This window comes from Streptomyces sp. NPDC044064, assembly GCF_056434245.1.
In genome coordinates, this window is sequence record NZ_JBWKFN010000007.1 from 33,004 (window position 1) to 51,341 (window position 18,338).

At 72.8% G+C, this 18,338-nt stretch carries 19 protein-coding genes and 1 pseudogene; 5 read left to right on the forward strand and 15 right to left on the reverse strand.

Annotated elements, in window-relative coordinates:
* The first annotated feature begins 41 nt into the window (after positions 1 to 41).
* A complete protein-coding gene (locus AC07DS_RS13305; protein WP_479144810.1) occupies positions 42 to 962 on the forward strand; it encodes a DMT family transporter in 921 nt (306 codons plus the stop codon).
* Here the strand turns inward: AC07DS_RS13305 and AC07DS_RS13310 are convergent.
* The gene (locus tag AC07DS_RS13310) at positions 859 to 1,689 is read right to left on the reverse strand and encodes an alpha/beta fold hydrolase (protein ID WP_479144812.1); all 831 of its coding nucleotides are present in this window, start codon (positions 1,687 to 1,689) and stop codon (positions 859 to 861) included. The two genes, AC07DS_RS13305 and AC07DS_RS13310, sit on opposite strands and share 104 nt — an antisense overlap.
* 107 nt (positions 1,690 to 1,796) lie before the next feature.
* Positions 1,797 to 2,450, reverse strand: coding sequence for an NADPH-dependent F420 reductase (locus tag AC07DS_RS13315; RefSeq protein WP_479144814.1), 654 nt, complete (start codon positions 2,448 to 2,450; stop codon positions 1,797 to 1,799).
* Positions 2,451 to 2,966: 516 nt separating this feature from the next.
* On the opposite strand from AC07DS_RS13315, the gene AC07DS_RS13320 reads away from it, so the two are divergent.
* Positions 2,967 to 3,728, forward strand: coding sequence for a GntR family transcriptional regulator (locus AC07DS_RS13320; protein ID WP_479144816.1), 762 nt, complete (start codon positions 2,967 to 2,969; stop codon positions 3,726 to 3,728).
* 147 nt (positions 3,729 to 3,875) lie between these two features.
* On the opposite strand, the gene AC07DS_RS13325 is transcribed toward AC07DS_RS13320, so the two are convergent.
* Positions 3,876 to 5,033 carry an ROK family transcriptional regulator gene (locus AC07DS_RS13325; RefSeq protein ID WP_479144818.1) on the reverse strand — a complete coding sequence of 386 codons (1,158 nt, stop codon included), beginning with the start codon at positions 5,031 to 5,033 and terminating at the stop codon, positions 3,876 to 3,878.
* Positions 5,034 to 5,223: 190 nt separating this feature from the next.
* Between AC07DS_RS13325 and AC07DS_RS13330 the strand changes: the two genes are divergently transcribed.
* Positions 5,224 to 5,667: a hypothetical protein gene (locus AC07DS_RS13330; RefSeq protein WP_479144820.1), complete on the forward strand. Its 444-nt coding sequence runs from the start codon at positions 5,224 to 5,226 to the stop codon at positions 5,665 to 5,667.
* On the opposite strand, the gene mug is transcribed toward AC07DS_RS13330, so the two are convergent.
* The 10 genes from mug to AC07DS_RS13380 form a co-directional block, all read right to left on the reverse strand.
* The gene (mug, locus tag AC07DS_RS13335) at positions 5,628 to 6,161 is read right to left on the reverse strand and encodes a G/U mismatch-specific DNA glycosylase (RefSeq protein WP_479144822.1); all 534 of its coding nucleotides are present in this window, start codon (positions 6,159 to 6,161) and stop codon (positions 5,628 to 5,630) included. The genes AC07DS_RS13330 and mug overlap by 40 nt on opposite strands.
* 92 nt (positions 6,162 to 6,253) lie before the next feature.
* The gene (gene purB / locus AC07DS_RS13340; RefSeq protein WP_479144824.1) at positions 6,254 to 7,696 is read right to left on the reverse strand and encodes an adenylosuccinate lyase; all 1,443 of its coding nucleotides are present in this window, start codon (positions 7,694 to 7,696) and stop codon (positions 6,254 to 6,256) included.
* A gap of 59 nt (positions 7,697 to 7,755) precedes the next feature.
* Complete coding sequence (locus AC07DS_RS13345) at positions 7,756 to 8,112, reverse strand: DUF4326 domain-containing protein (RefSeq protein ID WP_145884998.1); 357 nt, start codon at positions 8,110 to 8,112, stop codon at positions 7,756 to 7,758.
* Between the two features lie 10 nt (positions 8,113 to 8,122).
* Positions 8,123 to 8,911 (reverse strand): SGNH/GDSL hydrolase family protein, encoded by a 789-nt coding sequence (locus AC07DS_RS13350; RefSeq protein ID WP_479144826.1) that lies wholly within the window; start codon positions 8,909 to 8,911, stop codon positions 8,123 to 8,125.
* 67 nt (positions 8,912 to 8,978) lie between these two features.
* A complete protein-coding gene (locus AC07DS_RS13355; protein WP_479144828.1) occupies positions 8,979 to 9,992 on the reverse strand; it encodes a hemolysin family protein in 1,014 nt (337 codons plus the stop codon).
* Positions 9,989 to 11,344: a hemolysin family protein gene (locus AC07DS_RS13360; protein ID WP_479144830.1), complete on the reverse strand. Its 1,356-nt coding sequence runs from the start codon at positions 11,342 to 11,344 to the stop codon at positions 9,989 to 9,991. Before AC07DS_RS13360 ends, AC07DS_RS13355 begins: the two co-directional genes overlap by 4 nt.
* Before the next feature lie 143 nt (positions 11,345 to 11,487).
* Positions 11,488 to 11,913 (reverse strand): GNAT family N-acetyltransferase, encoded by a 426-nt coding sequence (locus AC07DS_RS13365; RefSeq protein WP_479145282.1) that lies wholly within the window; start codon positions 11,911 to 11,913, stop codon positions 11,488 to 11,490.
* Positions 11,914 to 11,957: 44 nt separating this feature from the next.
* A complete protein-coding gene (locus tag AC07DS_RS13370) occupies positions 11,958 to 12,887 on the reverse strand; it encodes an LLM class F420-dependent oxidoreductase (protein WP_479144832.1) in 930 nt (309 codons plus the stop codon).
* A gap of 148 nt (positions 12,888 to 13,035) precedes the next feature.
* Positions 13,036 to 15,603: an ABC transporter permease gene (locus AC07DS_RS13375; protein WP_479144834.1), complete on the reverse strand. Its 2,568-nt coding sequence runs from the start codon at positions 15,601 to 15,603 to the stop codon at positions 13,036 to 13,038.
* A gap of 4 nt (positions 15,604 to 15,607) precedes the next feature.
* On the reverse strand, positions 15,608 to 16,420 hold the full coding sequence (locus AC07DS_RS13380; protein ID WP_479144836.1) for an ABC transporter ATP-binding protein: 813 nt from the start codon (positions 16,418 to 16,420) through the stop codon (positions 15,608 to 15,610).
* Between the two features lie 171 nt (positions 16,421 to 16,591).
* Here AC07DS_RS13380 and AC07DS_RS13385 point away from each other — a divergent pair, with 171 nt between their 5' ends.
* Both AC07DS_RS13385 and AC07DS_RS13390 read left to right on the forward strand, forming a co-directional pair.
* Complete coding sequence (locus AC07DS_RS13385; protein ID WP_479144838.1) at positions 16,592 to 16,834, forward strand: toxin-antitoxin system HicB family antitoxin; 243 nt, start codon at positions 16,592 to 16,594, stop codon at positions 16,832 to 16,834.
* Between the two features lie 4 nt (positions 16,835 to 16,838).
* Positions 16,839 to 17,213 (forward strand): fic family toxin-antitoxin system, toxin component, encoded by a 375-nt coding sequence (locus AC07DS_RS13390; protein WP_336115095.1) that lies wholly within the window; start codon positions 16,839 to 16,841, stop codon positions 17,211 to 17,213.
* Here the strand turns inward: AC07DS_RS13390 and AC07DS_RS13395 are convergent, their stop codons facing one another.
* Positions 17,214 to 17,906 carry a class I SAM-dependent methyltransferase gene (locus tag AC07DS_RS13395; protein ID WP_479144840.1) on the reverse strand — a complete coding sequence of 231 codons (693 nt, stop codon included), beginning with the start codon at positions 17,904 to 17,906 and terminating at the stop codon, positions 17,214 to 17,216.
* A 78-nt stretch (positions 17,907 to 17,984) separates the two neighbouring features.
* Positions 17,985 to 18,095: pseudogene (locus AC07DS_RS13400) on the reverse strand (lipase); the annotation flags it as partial.
* Positions 18,096 to 18,338: the final 243 nt, after the last annotated feature.

The following is an 18,338-nucleotide window of genomic DNA, read 5'->3' on the forward strand; positions in this document are numbered from 1 at the left end:
GGACCTTAGACCGGACCGCGCCGCTTCCTGACGTCACGGTCATGAACGCCACCACCACCCGCGGTGCCCTCCTCGCCGCCCTCGCCGGACGGGACGCCGGCCGTCGGCTGCGTGCGCTCGGCCCCCGCCGGTGGCTCCGCCTCGGGCTGCCGGCAGCCGTCGGCATGGTCGGTTTCAACCTGGCGGTCGTCGGGGCCGAACGCAGCGCGGAAGCCGCGGTGCCGGGTGTCTTCGTCGGCTGCACACCGGTCGTGGTGGCCGTAGTCGTGCCGCTCCTCGACGGGCGCCGCCCGCAGCGCAGGGTGCTCCACGGCGCCCTGCTCGTCGCCGCCGGCGCGCTCACCGTGCAGGGCTGGGGCCGTACGGACGGGCCGGGAATCGCGTTCTCGGCGTGCGCGCTGGGCGGCGAGGTGGGGTTCGCCGTCCTCGCCGTGCCGGTGCTGAGGCCGTTCGGGCCGCGGCTGCTGTCCGCGACGGTGTGCGCCGTCGCCGTCGCCGAGGCCGCGCTCGCCGGGGCGGCCCTGGACGGTGGCGCGTGGCTGCGCCGTCCCGACGCCGCGGAGACCGCCGCACTGCTGTGGCAGGCGGCGGTCGTCACGGTCGTCGGCTTCGTGTGCTGGTACATGGGCATGCAGCGGCTCGTAGCGGAGCGCGCCACGCTCTTCTCCGGGCTCATCCCGGTGGCCGCCGCCTGCACCGCCCCGCTGGTCGGCACCGGCTCCTACGGCCCCGCGCAGGCAGTTTGCAGCGCCCTGGTCGGCGCCGGGGTCGCCCTGGGCTCCGGCTGCGCCGGGATTCCGCGGCGAACGCCTGCCCGGTGCGCGCCGTTCCGCTCGCCGTCCCGTTCGCGGGCGCCGGTCAGCGGCTGCCGTCGAGGATCACGCGGGCGACCAGCGCCGGGTCGTCGCTCATCGGGCAGTGCCCGCAGCCGGGCAGCCGCACCAGCCGGGCGTGCGGGATGATCGTCTTGGCGCGGACGCCCTGGCGGCGCACGAGGAGCCGGTCCCGGGTGCCCCAGGCCACGGTGACCGGCATGCCCGGCAGGTCGTCGGTGAACTGGACGGTGGTGCCCGCCCGCAGCGTCGCGTCGAAACCGGTGGCCCCGCCGAGCGCGAGCGTCTCGGCGACCACGGCCTCGGGTGAGCGGCGTGCCGGACGGCCGTAGATGGTGCTCGTCAGCGCGGTGCGTCCGGCCGCCGTGCGCGACAGCCGCTCCACCAGGGGCAGCGGGAGCCGCTGGGCTATGCCCCGCATCGTGAGCAGCAGCGCGAAGGCGTAGCGCCGCTCGGGCTGCGTCCAGAATCCGGCCGGGGAGAGTGCCGTGACGGATCGTACGAGCTTCTCGCGGCCCAGTTCGAGGGCCAGCAGGCCGCCCAGCGAGTTGCCGGCCACGTGCGGGCGGTCCAGCTCCAGTGCCTCGAACAGGGCGCCGAGCACGGCGTCGGTCGTGGGCAGGTCGTAGTCCAGGCCGGCCGGCAGGCCGGGGGACGCGCCGAAGCCCGGCAGGTCCACGGCGATCACGTCGCGCTCGGTGGCGAGGATGTCCACCACCGGGTCCCACGCCTGCCGGTGGTGGCCGATGCCGTGCAGCAGGACCAGCGGTTCACCGCGTCCCACGCGCGCGTAGGAGACGGTCACGTCCTTCGGGCCGTGCGGAGTGGGGACCGTGAAGGAGACGGTGGCGGACATGAGGGTGCTCCTCGTCTGGGCTGCTGACGGACGCCGTAGACAGCTTGTCAGCAATTGCTACCGACGGGTAGCCCCTGGTTCGGCGGCGCCGCGCGCTCGCGCCGTCCTCAATGCCCCCGGTGCACCGCGAAGTTGAAGTCGGCGTGCCCGAACTTCTGGAAGAGGTTGAACCACAGGGGCAGCAGCATCTCCACGGACCGTGCCGACCGGATGCCGCCCAGGTCCAGCACCCGGTCCGCCGGCCAGCCGAACTCCCCGAGCAGTTCCGTCGCCTGCTGCTTGGCCGCGGCGTCGTCACCGCACACGAACAGGTTGTGCTCGCCCGGCACCCGCGCCGGAGCCACCATCACCTGGCAGTTGACCGTGTTCAGCGTCTTCACCACGCGCGCGTGCGGGAAGGCCCGCTGGATCCGCTCGGCCACGCTGTCCGACTCCACCGGGTCGAGACGCAGTTGTCCGTCCTCGAACGCCACGGGATTGCAGACGTCCAGCAGGACCTTGCCGTGCAGGTGCTCCGCACCTGCCGCCCGCAGTGCGTCGAGCGCCACCCGGCCGCCCACCGCGTTGATGACCACGTCGGCCGCCGCGGCCGCGTCCCCGAACGAGCCCGCGTGCGCCCGGCCGCCCGCGGCCGTCGCCCACTCCACCGCGATCGGATTGTCCTTCGTCCGCGACCCGAGGGTCACCTCGTACCCCAGCTCCACCAGCCTGCCGGCCAGCGTGCGGCCCACCTCGCCCGTGCCCAGCACCGCGTAGCGCATCGGTCACCTCCCGGACCCCGGCCGCCGGCCACCGGCGGTCCGCGGACATTGTGGTCCGGACCGGTACGGAACTGGTCGATTCCACCGGAGCGCCGGAGGGCGTGTCGGGCTGGACGGTGAGCGCGGGCACGTCGAGGTCAACGGGGCGGAGGCGATGCTCACCCTTTCGGGTGACAGGCCCGACGCCGTCTTCCGGGTGGACATCGCTGACCGTCGCATCAGCACCGTGTGTCTCATCCGTGACTCCGGCAAGCCGCGGTCCCTGGCGCTCCGCCGAGTCCTGCGGGGGCGAAAGCCCAGGTCGTACGACGGGGGCTTTGCCGCGATGTCACACATGCGGCCGCGTGCGAACGCCTCGTGAACGCTCCACGGCGTCGCCCCTGTGTGTTGCCTCAGGGATCGAGGATTGGTCTTGACCAAGGGTTTCGGCCGCCCTATGGTCACAGATAAGTGCAACAACCTTTAATAAACAAGGGCGCTAAAAACCGCCGGACCACGGCTCTTGCGGAGGACAGGGTGGGGACCCAGCAGCTGGAATCGGTGCCGGAACCGAAGTACTGGCATCTCAAGACCGTGCTCAGTGAGGCACTCGACTCCGAGTTCTCGGTCGGCGAGATCCTGCCCAATGAGCGCGACCTCGCCGCCCGCTTCGGCGTGGCCCGCGCCACGCTCCGCCAGGCCTTGGAGCAGCTGGAGCTGGAGGGCCGGCTGCAGCGCCGCCGCGGTGTCGGCACCACCGTCGCGCCCCCGCGTGTGGGTGTGGCCGTCGGCAGCCGGCAGCACGCCTGGCCGGGGGCCGCGGACGACGCCTGGCAGCCGGTCGACTGCGACCAGTCCGCGCCGCCCGTGGCCGTGGCTGTCGCCCTGGAGGCAGACTCCGGCGAGCCCGTGCACGTCGTGCGCCGCTCCCGGATGTCCCACGGCCAGCTCGTCGCCACGGAGCTGCTCTACGTCCCGGCCGCCTCGGTGCCCGACCTCACCGCGATCGACGCCCCGTCCGGCCCGGCACGCGCGCGTGCCGTGCTGCGCGAGCTGCAGCGCCAGGAGCTGGAGGGCCAGGACCGCGCCGTCGAGCTGGGCTCGGCCCGCGCGGACGACGCCAAGGACCTCGACCGGCTGCCCGGCGCACCCGTCCTGGTCGTCACCACCCGCTTCTTCGCGGGCGGCCGGACCGCGGCACTCTCCGTGGCGACCTACCGCGCCGACACCTGCCGCCTCACCTTCGGCGACTCGCCCGGCGTGGAGATACACCACGACCCCGAGCAGCGGGCCTCCTGAGCCCCGGCCCACCCCACGGCGCCCCGGAACCCCTCCGGGGCGCGCGGTGTCCCACCGGTCAGGCTCGCGGCCTCACGCACCGGGTCCCGCTCAACCGTGCTGATCAGACAGCGCCGCCTCCGCGCCACGCGGTCCGCAGGGCAGGCCCTATCGCCGTGCCGTGACCGTGCCCTCCACCGCGAACAGCTGCTCCTCGACGTGGTCGAGGGCGAGCCGCAGGGCGCCGGTGGCCACGGCTGCCTCGCCCAGGAGGGACAGCGTCACCCGGGGCGGACGCAGGCAGTAGCGGGCGAGTTCGCGGCGCAGGGGATCGAGTACGCCGTCCAGGCCGGCCGCCCAGCCGCCGATCACGACCAGCTCAGGGTCGAGGGCCAGGACCAGCGCGGCCACGTCGTGGACGAGGCGCTGGATGAACCGCTCGACGGCCGCCCGAGCCCGCTGGTCGCCCTCGCGGGCCAGCGCGAACACCTCGGCGACAGCCTGTTCGTCCAACGGGTGCAGCGGCTCGTCGGTGGTGGACAGCAGCGTCTCCGGGGTCGCCTCCCGGCCCAGCAGATGGAGCGCGCCGATCTCACCGGCCGCCCCGCCGTAGCCTCGGTGCAGCCGTCCGCCGATCAGTGAACCCGCCCCCGGGCTGAGCCCGGCCAGCACGAACACCACGTCGTCCGTCTCCGTCGCCGCACCCTTCCAGTGTTCGGCGACGGCCGCCGCGTTGGCGTCGTTCTCCACCAGCACCGGGCACTTGAAGGAGCGGCTGAGCCGCTCGCCGAGGTTCAGGCCCGTCCACTGCGGCAGGGCCGTGCCCAGCCGTACCGTGCCGCCGGCCTCCACGATGCCCGGAGTGCCCACGCCCACCGCCCGCAGCGAACTGCGTGCGACCCCGGCCCGGCGCAGCAGCTCGGCGACGGCGCCGCGCAGCCGCTCCAGGCGTTCGTCCGCCGGAGCCGTCTCGTCCACCTCTTTGGCCTGCGCGCCCAGCACCCGTCCGTCCAGGTCTGACAGGAGCACAGCGACGCGGTGGGCGCCGATCTCCAGACCCAGCAGATGCCCCGCCTCGGCGCGGAACCGGAAGCGGCGAGCCGGTCGCCCCTGACGGCGTGCGGTGCCCTCCTCGGCCGCCTTCTCGACCACGAGCCCCGCCTCGATGAGCCCCTCCACGACTCCCTCGACGGTCGGCCGGGACAGTCCCGTGACCCGGGTGATCTCGGTGAGCGTCGCGCAGTCCGTGGCACGCAGCGCGTGCAGCACCACCGCGGAATTGATCCTCCGCAGCAGCGAGGGATCGCCGCCGGTCAGCTGGCCCACCGTCCGTCCTCCCAGCTCGCGGGCGTGTTGGGCGGATCGTACTCGGCCGGGCCCACCCCGGCGAGTGCCGGGCTCCGCCGGCCCGCGGCACGGGGGATGCTTGACGGCCCGGCATGGGACGCCTGACGGCCCGGCACAGGCATGGCTGACGGCCCGCCAATTGTCAGTGGGCCCCGCTTTACTGGATCACATGGACATCGCGAAGTGTCTGACCCTCATCGACCTGCTGTGCGCCCGGGAGTTCCCCACGGCACACGGCAGGACGGAGCACGGCGAGAGCGGACCCGGCTATCACCTGGTCGCCTTACAGACCAGTGGCGAGTTCTGGGAGGACGACGGCACCGGCCAGGAGGAGACCGCGGCGCAGTACGAGGCCGACCGGGACGGCCTCGCGGAGCGGCTCACCGACCGGTGGGGACCAGCGCAGCTCTTCAGCCTGCACAGCCTCTTCGGCCGGACGACGGAGGGCGAGGAGATAGCCGAGCCGTGGGCCGGACTCAGCGGACACGTACCGGACGTCCACCTGTGGGAGGCGGCCGGGACGGGCCGATGGGTCGCCCTCGGCGTCTCCCAGTGGGGCACGGAGCTGCCCTTTCAACTCCTCGGTGTCGTGACCGAGACGGATCCCCCCTGATCCGGCGCGCCGCCCGCGGCCTCCCGCAGCCGCGCGAACTCCTCCGCCATCGTCGCCGCCGTCCAATGCGCGTTCAGTCCGCTGGGATTGGGCAGCACCCACACCCGGGTGTCCCCGATGGTCCGCTCCTGCGGCCCCACTTGAGCCTTGCGGTCCCCGAAGGCCGCCCGGTAGGCGGTCACCCCGACCACGGCCAGCCACCTCGGCCGCCGTAGCGTCACCTTGGCCGTCAGCAGCCGCCCGCCCTCGACGTACTCCTCGGCGCTCAACTCGTCGGCCCGCGCGGTCGCCCGGGCCACCACGTTCGTGATGCCGAGCCCGTACGACAGCAGCTCCTGCTGCTCCGCGGGCTTCAGCAGCCTCGGGGTGAACCCGGACAGGTGCAGCACCGGCCAGAAGCGGTTGCCAGGGCGGGCGAAGTGATGGCCTGTGGCCGCCGTCATCAGTCCCGGATTGATGCCGCAGAACAGCACCTGGAGACCGTCCGCGACCACGTCAGGGACGAGACGGTCGCGGGCGGCCTCCAGTTCCGCCTGGGTACGGGGGCGCTTCCCTGCTCGAGCGGAGCCGAGAGCTTCGGGGAGGGTCAGAGGATTGCTCCGGGCGTGTAGCCGGCGGCCTCCGGGCGCTGCTTGACGATCTCCTCGATCCGGCCGACGACCACGCCGACCTGGGCGGCGGCCGCACCGGTGAAGGACAGCTTGTCGGCCATCAGCGCCGACAGCTGCTCCCGGTCGAGCGGCAGCCGCTCGTCGGCGGCGAGCTTGTCGAGCAGGTCGTTGCGCTCGGCGCCCTGCTCGCGCATCGCGAGCGCGGTGGCGACCGCGTTCTCCTTGATCGCCTCGTGCGCGACCTCGCGGCCGACCCCCGAGCGCACGGCGCCCATGAGCACCTTGGTGGTGGCGAGGAACGGCAGGTAGCGGTCCAGCTCACGGGCGACCACGGCGGGGAAGGCGCCGAACTCGTCGAGCACCGTCAGGAAGGTCTCCAGCAGGCCGTCGAGGGCGAAGAACGCGTCCGGCAGCGCGACGCGGCGCACCACCGAGCAGGAGACGTCGCCCTCGTTCCACTGGTCGCCCGCCAGCTCGCCGGTCATCGAGGCGTAGCCGCGCAGGATCACCATCAGGCCGTTGACACGCTCGCAGGAGCGGGTGTTCATCTTGTGCGGCATCGCCGACGAGCCCACCTGGCCCGGCTTGAAGCCCTCGGTGACCAGCTCGTGCCCGGCCATCAGCCGGATCGTCTTGGCCAGCGAGGACGGCGCCGCCGCCAGCTGCACCAGCGCGGTCACGACCTCGTAGTCCAGCGAGCGCGGGTAGACCTGGCCGACCGAGGTGAACGCCTGCGAGAAGCCCAGGTGCCGCGCGATCCGGTCCTCCAGCTCGGCGAGCTTCGAGGCGTCCCCGCCCAGCAGGTCCAGCATGTCCTGCGCGGTGCCGACCGGGCCCTTGATGCCACGCAGCGGGTAGCGGCCGAGCAGCTCCTCGACCCGGCCGTGGGCGACGAGCAGCTCGTCGGCGGCGGTCGCGAAGCGCTTGCCGAGGGTGGTGGCCTGCGCGGCGACGTTGTGCGAGCGGCCGGCCATGACCAGCTCGGCGTACTCGCCGGCCAGCTTGCCCAGCCGCGCCAGCACGGCCACCGTGCGGTCGCGCATCAGCTCCAGCGACAGCCGGATCTGCAGCTGCTCCACGTTCTCGGTGAGGTCGCGGGAGGTCATGCCCTTGTGCACGTGCTCGTGCCCGGCGAGGTCGTTGAACTCCTCGATCCGAGCCTTCACGTCGTGCCGGGTGACCTTCTCGCGCTCGGCGATCGAGGCCAGGTCGACGGTGTCGAGGACACGCTCGTAGTCGGCGATCGCCTCGTCAGGCACCTCGATGCCGAGGTCCTTCTGGGCCCGCAGCACGGCGAGCCAGAGCTGCCGCTCCAGCTTCACCTTCTGCTCGGGCGACCAGAGCGTGGCGAGCTCGGTGGAGGCGTAACGTCCGGCGAGGACGTTCGGGATGCGGGGCTTGGCGGGCGCTGAAGTCACGTACACGGATTCTACTGGCGATTTGTGCAGGCCAGCGCCATGGGGTTGTTCGGCGGATGCTACGAGAGCTGCGCCACTTCGTCCGTGTCGGCCAGTTCCGCCAGCACACCGGCATGGCACAGCTCGGGCGCGCACCAGCAGGCCAGGGTCTTTCCGCGCAGGTCCGGGACCAGGTCCAGCAGCTCCGGGCGCTCCAGGAGGCGGGCCCGGTACAGCGCCATGACCTCGGCCCGGGTGCCGTCCCGCTTCTTCTTCGGTGTGTCGTAGGCGAACGGGTTGTACAGCGGGTGGCGCGGGAGATCCCAGCCGCCCATGGTCCAGCGGCGGCCCACGTAGACGACGTCCGCGGGGGCGTGCTCCAGCCGGGGGCCGAACTCGTGGATCCGGCCCCTGAGGCTGATCACCCGGGTGGTCATGGCCGGAACGCTACGCCGGCCCCTCGTACGGCAGCAGCTCCGGCCGCTTCGCCGGGAGGCCGTCGCCGGAGGAGCGGCCGGTCAGGCGACGGCCGATCCACGGCAGGAGGTGCTGCTTGGCGAACCGGGCGTCCGCGACCCGCCGGGTGCCCCACCCGGGCGGCGCGGTGGCCGGCATCGGTGTGCGCCACTCGGCGTCCTCGGGTTCGTAGCCGAGCGTCTGCCACACCGCCTCCGCGACCCGGCGGTGACCCTCGGACGTCAGATGCAGCCGGTCCACGTCCCACAGCCGCGGGTCGGCCAGCGACGGCGCCCCGTACAGGTCCACCACGAGGGCGCCGTGCCGCTCGGCCAGCTCGTCGACGCAGGTGAACAGCTCCTCCATGCGCGGCCGGAACCGCTCCAGCACCGGGCCCTGCCGGCCGGGGCTGCGCATCAGCACGAGCTGCCCGCAGCTGGGGGCCAGCCGCTCGACGGCCTCCGTCAGCAGGCCCCGCACCCGGCCCATGTCGCACTTGGGCCGCAGGGTGTCGTTGAGTCCGCCGACGAGCGTGATCACGTCGGGGTTCATGGCGGCCGCCACCTCGACCTGCTCGTCCACGATCTGCCCGATGAGCTTGCCGCGCACCGCGAGGTTGGCGTACCGGAACCCGGGGGTCCGGGCGGCCATCCGCGCGGCGAGCAGGTCGGCCCAGCCCCGGTAGGAGCCGTCGGGCAGCAGGTCCGACATGCCCTCGGTGAAGGAGTCGCCGACCGCGACCAGGCTGGAGTGCGTGGGAGGTATGGGATTCGTCTGCATGGCGACAGCGATGGTATCCCGGCTCCATACCCAGCGGTCGGTCACCCCGGGCGATCCAGGACGCCCCTCACGCGGGCTGCGCGAACAGCTCCCGCAGCACGTCCTCCATGGTCACCAGACCGGCCAGCCGCCCGTCGTCGCCGAGCACGCCCGCGACGTGCGTACGGCTGCCCCGCATCGCGGTGAGGACGTCGTCCAGCGGGGTGCTCTCGCGCACCCGGGCGATGGGCCGCATGTCGCGCAGCCGGAACGGCGTGTCCCGGGGCAAGGCGTCCAGCGCGTCCTTGACGTGCAGATACCCCACGATCCGGCGGCCCTCGTCGACCACGGGGAACCGGGAGAAGCCCGACTCGGCCGACAGCCGCTCCAGCTGCTCCGCCGTGACGCCCACGCGTGCGTACACCACCCGCTCCAGGGGCACGACCACGTCCCGCACCGGCCGTCTGCCCAGCTCCAGGGCGTCGTGCAGCCGCTCCTGCGCCCGGTCGTCGATCAGTCCCGCCGCGCTGGCGTCCTTGACGATCTCGGCGAGTTCGGTGTCCGTGAAGGTCGCGGCCACCTCGTCCCTGGCCTCCACCCTGAGCAGCTTCAGCAGCCCGTTGGCGAAGACGTTGATCGCGAAGATCACCGGGCGCAGTGCCCGGGACAGCGCGACCAGGGGAGGGCCGAGCAGCAGCGCGCTGCGCACGGGCTCGGCCAGCGCGATGTTCTTGGGCACCATCTCGCCCAGCAGCATGTGCAGATAGGTGGCCAGAGTCAGGGCGATCACGAAGGACACGGCGTGGCCCACGCTCTTGGACACGCCGACCGCGTGGAACACCGGCTCCAGCAGATGCGCGATCGCGGGCTCGGCGACCACACCCAGGACCAGCGTGCACAGGGTGATGCCGAGCTGGGCGGCGGCCAGCAGCGCGGAGACGTGCTCCAGGCCCCACAGCACGCTCTTCGCGCGCCGGTCGCCCTCCTGGGCGAGCGGCTCGATCTGGGAGCGGCGCACGGAGATCAGCGCGAACTCGGCGCCCACGAAGAAGGCGTTGACGACCAGCGTCGCCAGACCGATCAGCAGCTGTACGGCGGTCATCGCGCCCTCTCCGTCCTGCCGTCGTTGCGCTCGGCGTCCTTCGCGTCGTCCAGCGGCGCGTGCAGCAGCACCCGGGCCGACCGACGCCCCGAGGCGTCCACCACGTCCAGCCGCCAGCCGGCCACCTCGACGCGGTCCCCGACCTCGGGTATGCGGCCCAGCTCGGTGGCGACCAGGCCGGCCAGGGTCTCGTACGGCCCTTCGGGCACCCGCAGACCCACGCGCGCGAGCTGGTCGGTGCGGGCGGCGCCGTCCGCGGAGTACAGGGCCCGGCCCGTCTCGTCGGCGCCGGCGGGGGCGAGGTCGGGCGTCTCGTGCGGGTCGTGTTCGTCCCGTACCTCGCCGACGACCTCCTCGACGATGTCCTCCAGCGTCGCCACGCCCGCCGTGCCGCCGTACTCGTCGATGACGACGGCCATGGTGCGCTTGCCGGAGAGCCGGTCCAGCAGCCGGTCGACGGTGAGGGACTCGGGCACCAGCAGGGGCTCGCGAACCACCTGGGTGACCGAGCGGCGGGGCCGCTCCTCGGCGGGCAGGGCCAGGACGTCCTTGACGTGGGCGACGCCGACGACCGAGTCGAGGCTGCCGCGGTAGACCGGGAACCGGGACAGGCCCGTCGCCCGGGTCGCGTTCGCCACGTCCTCGCAGGTCGCAAGGGTGTCGAGGGCGACGACCTGGACGCGCGGGGTCATCACGTTCTCCGCGGTGAGGTCGGCCAGGTTCAGCGTCCGGACGAACAGTTCGGCGGTGTCCGCCTCCAGCGCGCCCGCCTTGGCGGAGTGCCGGGCGAGGGCCGCCAGCTCCTGGGGCCCGCGCGCGGAGGCCAGCTCCTCGGCGGGCTCGATGCCGATCCGGCGCACGGCACGGTTGGCCGTGTTGTTGAGATGCGTGATGAACGGGCGGAAGGCGGCGCTGAACCAGCGCTGCGGGTTGCCCACCCGCTTCGCCACGGCCAGCGGCGAGGAGATCGCCCAGTTCTTCGGCACCAGCTCGCCGACGACCATCAGGAACACCGTCGACAGGCCCGTGCCCAGCAGCAGCGCGGCCGTGCTGGCCGTGGGGGACGAGAGACCCAGCGCCTCGAACGGCCCGGCGAGCAGCTTGGCGATCGACGGTTCGGCGAGCATGCCGACGACCAGGTTGGTGACCGTGATGCCGAGCTGCGCGCCGGAGAGCTGGAACGTCAGGTTCCGTACGGCCTTCAGGGCGCCGGCCGCGCCGCGCTCGCCGCGCTCGACGGCCCGCTCCAACTCGCCCCGCTCGACCGTGGTCAGCGAGAACTCGGCGGCCACGAAGGCGCCGCAGGCGAGCGAGAGCAGGATCGCCACCAGAAGGAGCAGCACTTCGGTCATCGGGTCACCCCTGTCCCATGATCGGACAGGGCGGGGCGGAACGCGCGGTGTCGCGGACCGGGAGGATCGCCCATGGGTGGACGCTCACAACCTTTCATCGAGGGCCGAGTGCTCCCTCAATGGTAAAGGATGGGCAAAGCGACCTAGTCGGTGAGCGGCTTCGTCCAGCGCCGCCACTGTTCCTCCGGCGCGTACCCGGCCGCCCGCCAGGCGTGGTGCGCGGTCTCGTTGCGGACCAGCACCATCGCGTCCCCGCGCCGCCCGCCGAGCCGTACGAACCGCTCCTCGGCGGCGGCCAGCAGCGCCGAGCCGATGCCCTGGCGCCGCCGCTCCGGATGCACCGCGAGCCGGTACAGATGGCAGCGCCAGCCGTCGAAGCCCGCGATCACCGTGCCGACCAGCTCGCCCGCCTGCTCGGCAAGGATGAGTGCCTCGGGATCGCGGGCGACCAGCCGCTCCACTCCCGCACGGTCGTCACTGATGCTGGTGCCCTCGGCGGCCGTCTTCCAGAAGGCGAGGACGGCGTCGAGGTCGCAGGGCCGGGCGGAACGTGTGCTCGATTCGATCATGGACCCAGCCCAGCACACCAGGCTGCTCGCGCCCGGGAATTCCATCATGCGGACTCCTCCCGCAGCCGGGCGATCACCGGAGCGAACGCCTCCATGTGCGGTTCCAGGACGGTCAGGTACGAGAACCCGAACCGCTCCCGCTGCGCCCGCACCCGCGCCGCGACCTCCTCCAGCGGGCCGGCCAGCACGACGGGCAGCGCCAGCGCGCGGTCCAGGGTCAGCCCGGGCTGCCGCTCCAGCAGCGGCCGGAGCACGGGCTCCGGGTCGTCGGTGACGGCCACCAGCTGGAGGAGCAGATTCAGCTCGGCGGGTTCCGTCCGGCCCGCCGCCAGCTCCCGGTAGCGGGCCACCCGCTCGTCCACCCCCGCCGCGTCGACGGGCTCCAGCTTCCCCGTCGTGGTGCCCGGCACCAGCCGTGCCCCGGTGAAGCCGACGACGTCCGCGTGCTCCGCGGCCAGGCGCAGCATCCGGTCGCCGTTGCCGCCGAGCAGCAGCGGTACCCGGCTCCGGGCCGGGCGGGGCGCGGGGGTCCCGCCGCTCGGGCGGAGCCCGGAGTCGGGGAGATCCGCGGCGCCGAGCAGCCGGTCCAGCTCCTCCACCGTGCGCCGCAGGTGGTCCACCCGCTCGCGCGGGGAGCCGTACGGCAGCCCGGCCGCCTCGTGCTCGGACTGGACATAACCGGTTCCCAGGCCGAGTTCGAGCCGGCCGCCGGTCAGCGCGTCGGTGGTCGCGACCTCGCGGGCCAGCAGGGTGGGGTTCCAGAAGCCCGCGTTCAGTACGAACGTCCCGAGCCGGGGCCGTTCCGTCGCCTCGGCGGCCGCGACCAGCGCGGGGAACGGCGCGACCATCCCGAGGTGGTCGGGGACCAGGATCACGTCGTACCCCAGCTCCTCGGCGCGGCGGCACTTGGCCCGCCACTCGGCGGCGGACGACGGCGTGAGCAGACTGACCCCGAAACGGAACGCGCGCGGCATGAACTCTCCTCAACAGAAGGTGACTTGAGTCTGTGCCCGGGGTTCCATCACGCCCGCGACACGCGCAGGGGCAGGCCTGCCGCCCGGGAGCAGGCGCCTCGCTCGGGGGAGGAGGCGCCTCGCTCGGAAGAATCGGAAGAAGGTGCCGTCACTCGTGCGCGATCGCCGCCAGCACATTCATCCGGGACGCCCGCAGCGCGGGCAGCAGGGCCGCCACGATGCCCACCACGGCCGAGCCGATCACCACCCCGACGATCGTGCCCCACGGGATCGCGAGCGCGCTCATGCCCTGCAGGGCCAGCACCTGCTGGGTGCACACGCCCCACACGAGTCCGAGCCCCAGCCCGAGGACCGCGCCGAACACGGCGATCACCACCGACTCCAGCCGGATCATCCGCCTGAGCTGCCGCCGGCCGAGACCGATCGCGCGCAGCAGCCCGATCTCCCGGGTTCGCTCCACCACCGACAGGGCGAGGGTGTTGACCACGCCGAGCACGGCGATGACGATCGCGAGTCCGAGCAGCGCGTACACGAGGTAGAGCAGCACGGCGATCTGGTCGTGGACGAGTTTCTTGTAGTCGGCCTGGTCGCGCACCTGGACCTGCGGATAGGGCTTCAGCGTCCGCTCCAGCCGGGAGCGCAGCCGGTCCGCGCCGGTGCCGGCGGCCTTGTCGACGTAGAGCGCGGCGTCCTGGCCGCCGGGCACGTACTTCTCCACGGTGGCGATGCCGAAGAACAGCCCGCCCTGCATGCCGAATCCGCCGCTGCCGCCCTGGTCGGTGAGGGCGCCGACCCTCATCTCGGTCGTGCGGCCGCCGGGGAACTCGACGGGAAGCGTGCTGCCCAGGCGCACGTGGTGATCCCTGGCGAAGGTGACGTCCATGCCGAGGCCGCCGTCCGCGAGGGCCGCCGCGCTGCTCCCGGCTGCGTAGGTGACATGGGCGACCTCGTCCACCTGGGGGTCGTAGCCGGCGGCGGTCGTCTCCACCCGCTTGCCGTCGGGCAGGCGTACGGCCACGGGTGCGAAGCGCTGCCGTACGACGAGCCGTACACCCTCGGTGCCACGGACCTTGTCGGTGATCTCCCGGGTGAACGGCAGGAAGTTGGTGTTCTGGACGGTGAAGTCGGCGCCCAGCGTCTTGTCGATCTGCCGGTCGAACGACGCGGACATGGAGGCGCTCGCCACCGACATCCCGCCGACCAGCGCGAGACCCACCATCAGCGCGGCCGCCGTGGCGCCGGTACGGCGCGGATTGCGCAGGGCATTGCGCTGGCTCATCCGGCCGACCGATCCGAACAGAGCGGGGAAGGCACCGCCGAGCACCCGGATCACCGGGCGTACCAGCAGCGGCCCCGCGATCACGGTCGCGATCAGCGTCAGCACCACGCCGAGGCCCAGCAGGGAGGCCGCCGAGGCGGTCTTCGTGGCCGCCGCGCACCCGGCCAGCGCGGCCGCGCCGGCCGCCCCGACCACGGATCCGACGATCGCCCGCACCTTCAACGGCTTGCCCACGCCGGCGACTTCGGCGTCCGCGAGGGCCGCCATCGGCGAGACGGCCGCGGCGCGCCGCGCGGGCAGGTACGCGGCGACGAAGGTGACGCCGACACCGACGGCGTACGCCGCGACGGGCGTCGCCCAGCCGATGACCATCTCCGTGGCCTTCAGGTTCATACCGAACGAGCTCATCAGCCGGATCAGCCCGAACGCCAGGCCGATCCCGGCCGCGAGGCCCAGCGTGGAGCCGACGACACCGAGCAGCACCGCCTCGGTGAGCACCGACCGCCGCACCTGCCGCCGGTCGGCGCCCAGGGCTCGCAGCAGGCCCAGTTCACGGGTGCGCTGGGCGATCAGCATGGAGAAGGTGTTGACGATCAGGAAGATGCCCACGAGCACGGCGATGCCGGCGAAGCCCAGCATCACGTACTTGATGACGTCCAGGAATCCGCCGAGGTCGGCCGCGGCCGACTTGGCCTGCTCGTCGGCGGTCTTCAGGTCGTAGGTGCCGGCGCCGACGGCCTCGCCGACCCGGCGCTTGAGCTCCGGGTCGCTCACGCCCCCGGCCGCGTCCACCGAGATGCTGGTGGCCCGGTCGGCGGAGCCGAGCAGCTCGCGGGCGGCGACCGCCGGGTCCAGGAAGACCAGAGCCGCGCCCGGGTTGGTGGTGGTGAACGTGGCGATGCCGACGACCCGGACCCGGAAGGTGCCCGGCTGCGCCTGGACGGTCAGCGTGTCGCCGATCCGCACGTGTTTCTTGTCGGCGGTGTCCGCGTCCAGCAGTGCCTCGCCCGCGCCGTCCGGCGCATGACCGGAGGTCAGCTTCACCGGGCTGCGGTGGGTGACGTACCAGGAGGTGGCGATCGTCGGGGCACCGGTGGTCGGGCCGACCGACCTGTTGTGGCCGTCGACCACCACCACGTTCTGCACCGACACGTCCGCGTGCACCGCGGCGACCCCGTCGACCTTCGCCACCTGCCCCTTCAGGGCCGCGGGCACGGTCTGCACCGCGCCGCTGGGCACCGGGGACCTCAGGTCCTGCTTCGGCTCGACCGTCACATCGGCGGAGGTCGAGGCGAAGAGCCGGTCGAAGGTACGGGTGACGGTGTCGGAGAAGATCAGGCTGCCCGCGACGAACGCGACGGACAGGACGACCGCCAGCGCGGACAGCGCCAGCCGGCCCTTGTGCGCGAGGAAGCTCCTCAAGGTCGCCTTGAGCACCGGGTCAGTCCTCCAGGGCGATGCTGTCGTCGCCGAGCCGTCCGCGCACCACGTCGAACGCCTTCATCCGCTCCAGTACGGCATCCGCGGTCGGCCGCTCCATCCGGTCCACGATCCGCCCGTCGGCGAGGAAGAGCACCAGATCGGAGTGGGCGGCGGCGCCCGGGTCGTGGGTGACCATGACGACGGTCTGCCCCAGGTCGTCAACGGCGCTGCGCAGGAAGCCCAGCACCTCCAGTCCGGCCCGCGAGTCCAGGTTGCCGGTCGGCTCGTCGGCGAAGATCAGCTCGGGCCGGGAGGCCAGCGCCCGCGCGCAGGCGACCCGTTGCTGCTGGCCGCCCGAGAGCTGCGCCGGGCGATGGGTCAGCCGTCCGCGCAGCCCGAGGGTGTCGATGACCTGGTCCAGCCACTTCTCGTCGGGTCTGCGGCCCGCGATGTCCATGGGCAGCGTGATGTTCTCGGCCGCGTTCAGCGTCGGGATGAGGTTGAACGACTGGAACATGAACCCGATCCGGTCCCGCCGCAGCCGGGTCAGCTCGCGGTCCTTCAGTCCGGTGATCTCCGTGTCGCCGACCCAGACCTGACCGGCCGACACGTCGTCCAGTCCGGCAAGGCAGTGCATCAGCGTGGACTTCCCCGAGCCCGAGGGACCCATCACGGCGGTGAACCGGCCACGTGCGATGTCCACGTCGACCGAGTCCAGGGCGAGCACGGCCGTCTCGCCCGAGCCGTACGCCTTGGTCAGCCCGCGGGCACGGGCGGCGACCCCGCCGTCCGGCGCCCGGCCCGGCGCGTACTCCGAAGCAGGTGTGGACAAGACCGCCTCCCGGTCGCCTGGACGTCCCGACTCATGGTCGGGGCCGAGCCTAGTGTGACCCTTCGCACAGCCGGAATCCCCCCTGGGGCCGAGGACTCGGAGACCGTGTAAGGGGCACCTTCCGCCCGGTGGCCCTTGCCGTTGCTAGCATCTCGGCGCTAGCGTCGAAGCATGGCGAAGACCCAGCTGAACGTGCGCGTGGACGAGGACACCGCCCGCGCGGCCCGCGAGCGCGCCCTGGCCCGCGGCATGAGTGTCAACCGCTACATCGAAGAGCTGGTCAGACAGGACGCGGGGGAGGCCGGTCGCACCTTCGTGGACGCTGCGGCCGACTTCATGAAGCAGTACGAGTCCGTGTTCGCCGAGGAGTTCGCCGAGACGCGCGGCACCGACTCCGGCGTGGGGCGCAGCTGATCCCTTGAACGATCTCAGCATCGACCTCGCCTGGCTGCTCATGCTCGCCGAACGCGGGACCCCCGGGGATCCGCAGGTCACCGACTGGGGCGCGCTGGTCGCCGCCGTCGCCCGGCACCGGGCCGAGATATTCGACGTGCCCGTCTACGACACCCCGCACGCCCGCGCCGCGGCCCTGCTCCAGCTGCTCATCCACGTGCCCGCGCTGGAGCGCTCCAACGCGCTGTTCGCCTCGGCCGTGGCCTACGCCTATCTGGTCGCCAGCGGCCTGAAGGTCGTCACCACACCCGAGCAGGTCCGCGATCTCGCACGGCTGGTCAAGAACGGCGAGGCGAGCATCGACGACATCGCCGGGGAACTGCGCCGCTGGAGCCTGTGATCAGCGCCGGACCGGCTCGTCCGGCCGCCAGGCGGTCCCCAGCACGCAGTACGAGGCGGGCAGCTTCGGACCCTTCTCCGGCACCAGCATCCGCCGCAGCGGGCCGAGTTCGAACCCGGCCTCGCGCAGCGCGGCCACCGGCTCCCGGGACAGGTGGCAGCCACCGTTGAGCGCCGGCCACAGCCTCCGGTCCAGGGTGCGCTGGGTCAGCGTCATCATCCGGCCGCCGCCCCGGCCGTGCTCGAAGAACCGCACCTCGCCGCCGGGCCTGAGCACCCGCCGTGCCTCGGCCAGGGCCCGGGGCACGTCCCGCACGCTGCACAGCACCAGCGACAGCACGACCGCGTCGAAGGCCTCGCTCTTGACGGGCAGCCCCTCCGCCGCCCCCGGCACCACGTCGACCGGCACCTCGGCGTGCCGCGCCGACTGCAGCGCCAACCGTCTCAGCAGCGGCTCCGGTTCGATCGCCACGACCTCCGCGACCGCCGCCGGGTAGTGGGTGAAGTTCAGCCCGTTGCCCGCGCCGATCTCGATCACCCGCCCGGACAGCCCCGCGAGCAGCCGCTCGCGCACCCCGGCCATCCCGAGCCGGGACTCCGCGGCCACACTGAACCGGGCGTAGTAACGGGCGAACAGCGGGTGGTGGACGGGACTCTGCGCCACCTTGCCGGAACCGGCCGACGACAGCCGCATGGCAACCTCCCGGAGGACGGGCCTACGGAGATTGTCCCCCGTACGCCCCCGTCGCACCCCCGCCGAACGAGTCACGCCTCACGAGAGGAAGTCGTCCACCTGTTCGTAGACGCCGTGGTCGTTGTTCATGTCGGTGTGCGAGACGCAGCCGACGTCGACGCCGGCCGCCCCGCTCAGCTCCGCCGAGGTGCCGTGGTTCACCCCGGCCACCGACTCGAAGTGGTCAACAGCCCCGAGGAGCCGTAGCCGTCGGCCTCGAAGTCCGCGCCCCAGTCGTCCCGACCACCATCTGCGCGGAGTCTTCGCCCGTCCGGGCATCCGCTCACGGATCGAACCGGTATGCCTCCTCGACGCCTCACCGGGCACCGACCAGGGGCGTCCGGCGGATTCGAGCGTGTGCCGGGCCCCGGGACGACTCCGGCCTGATCCGCC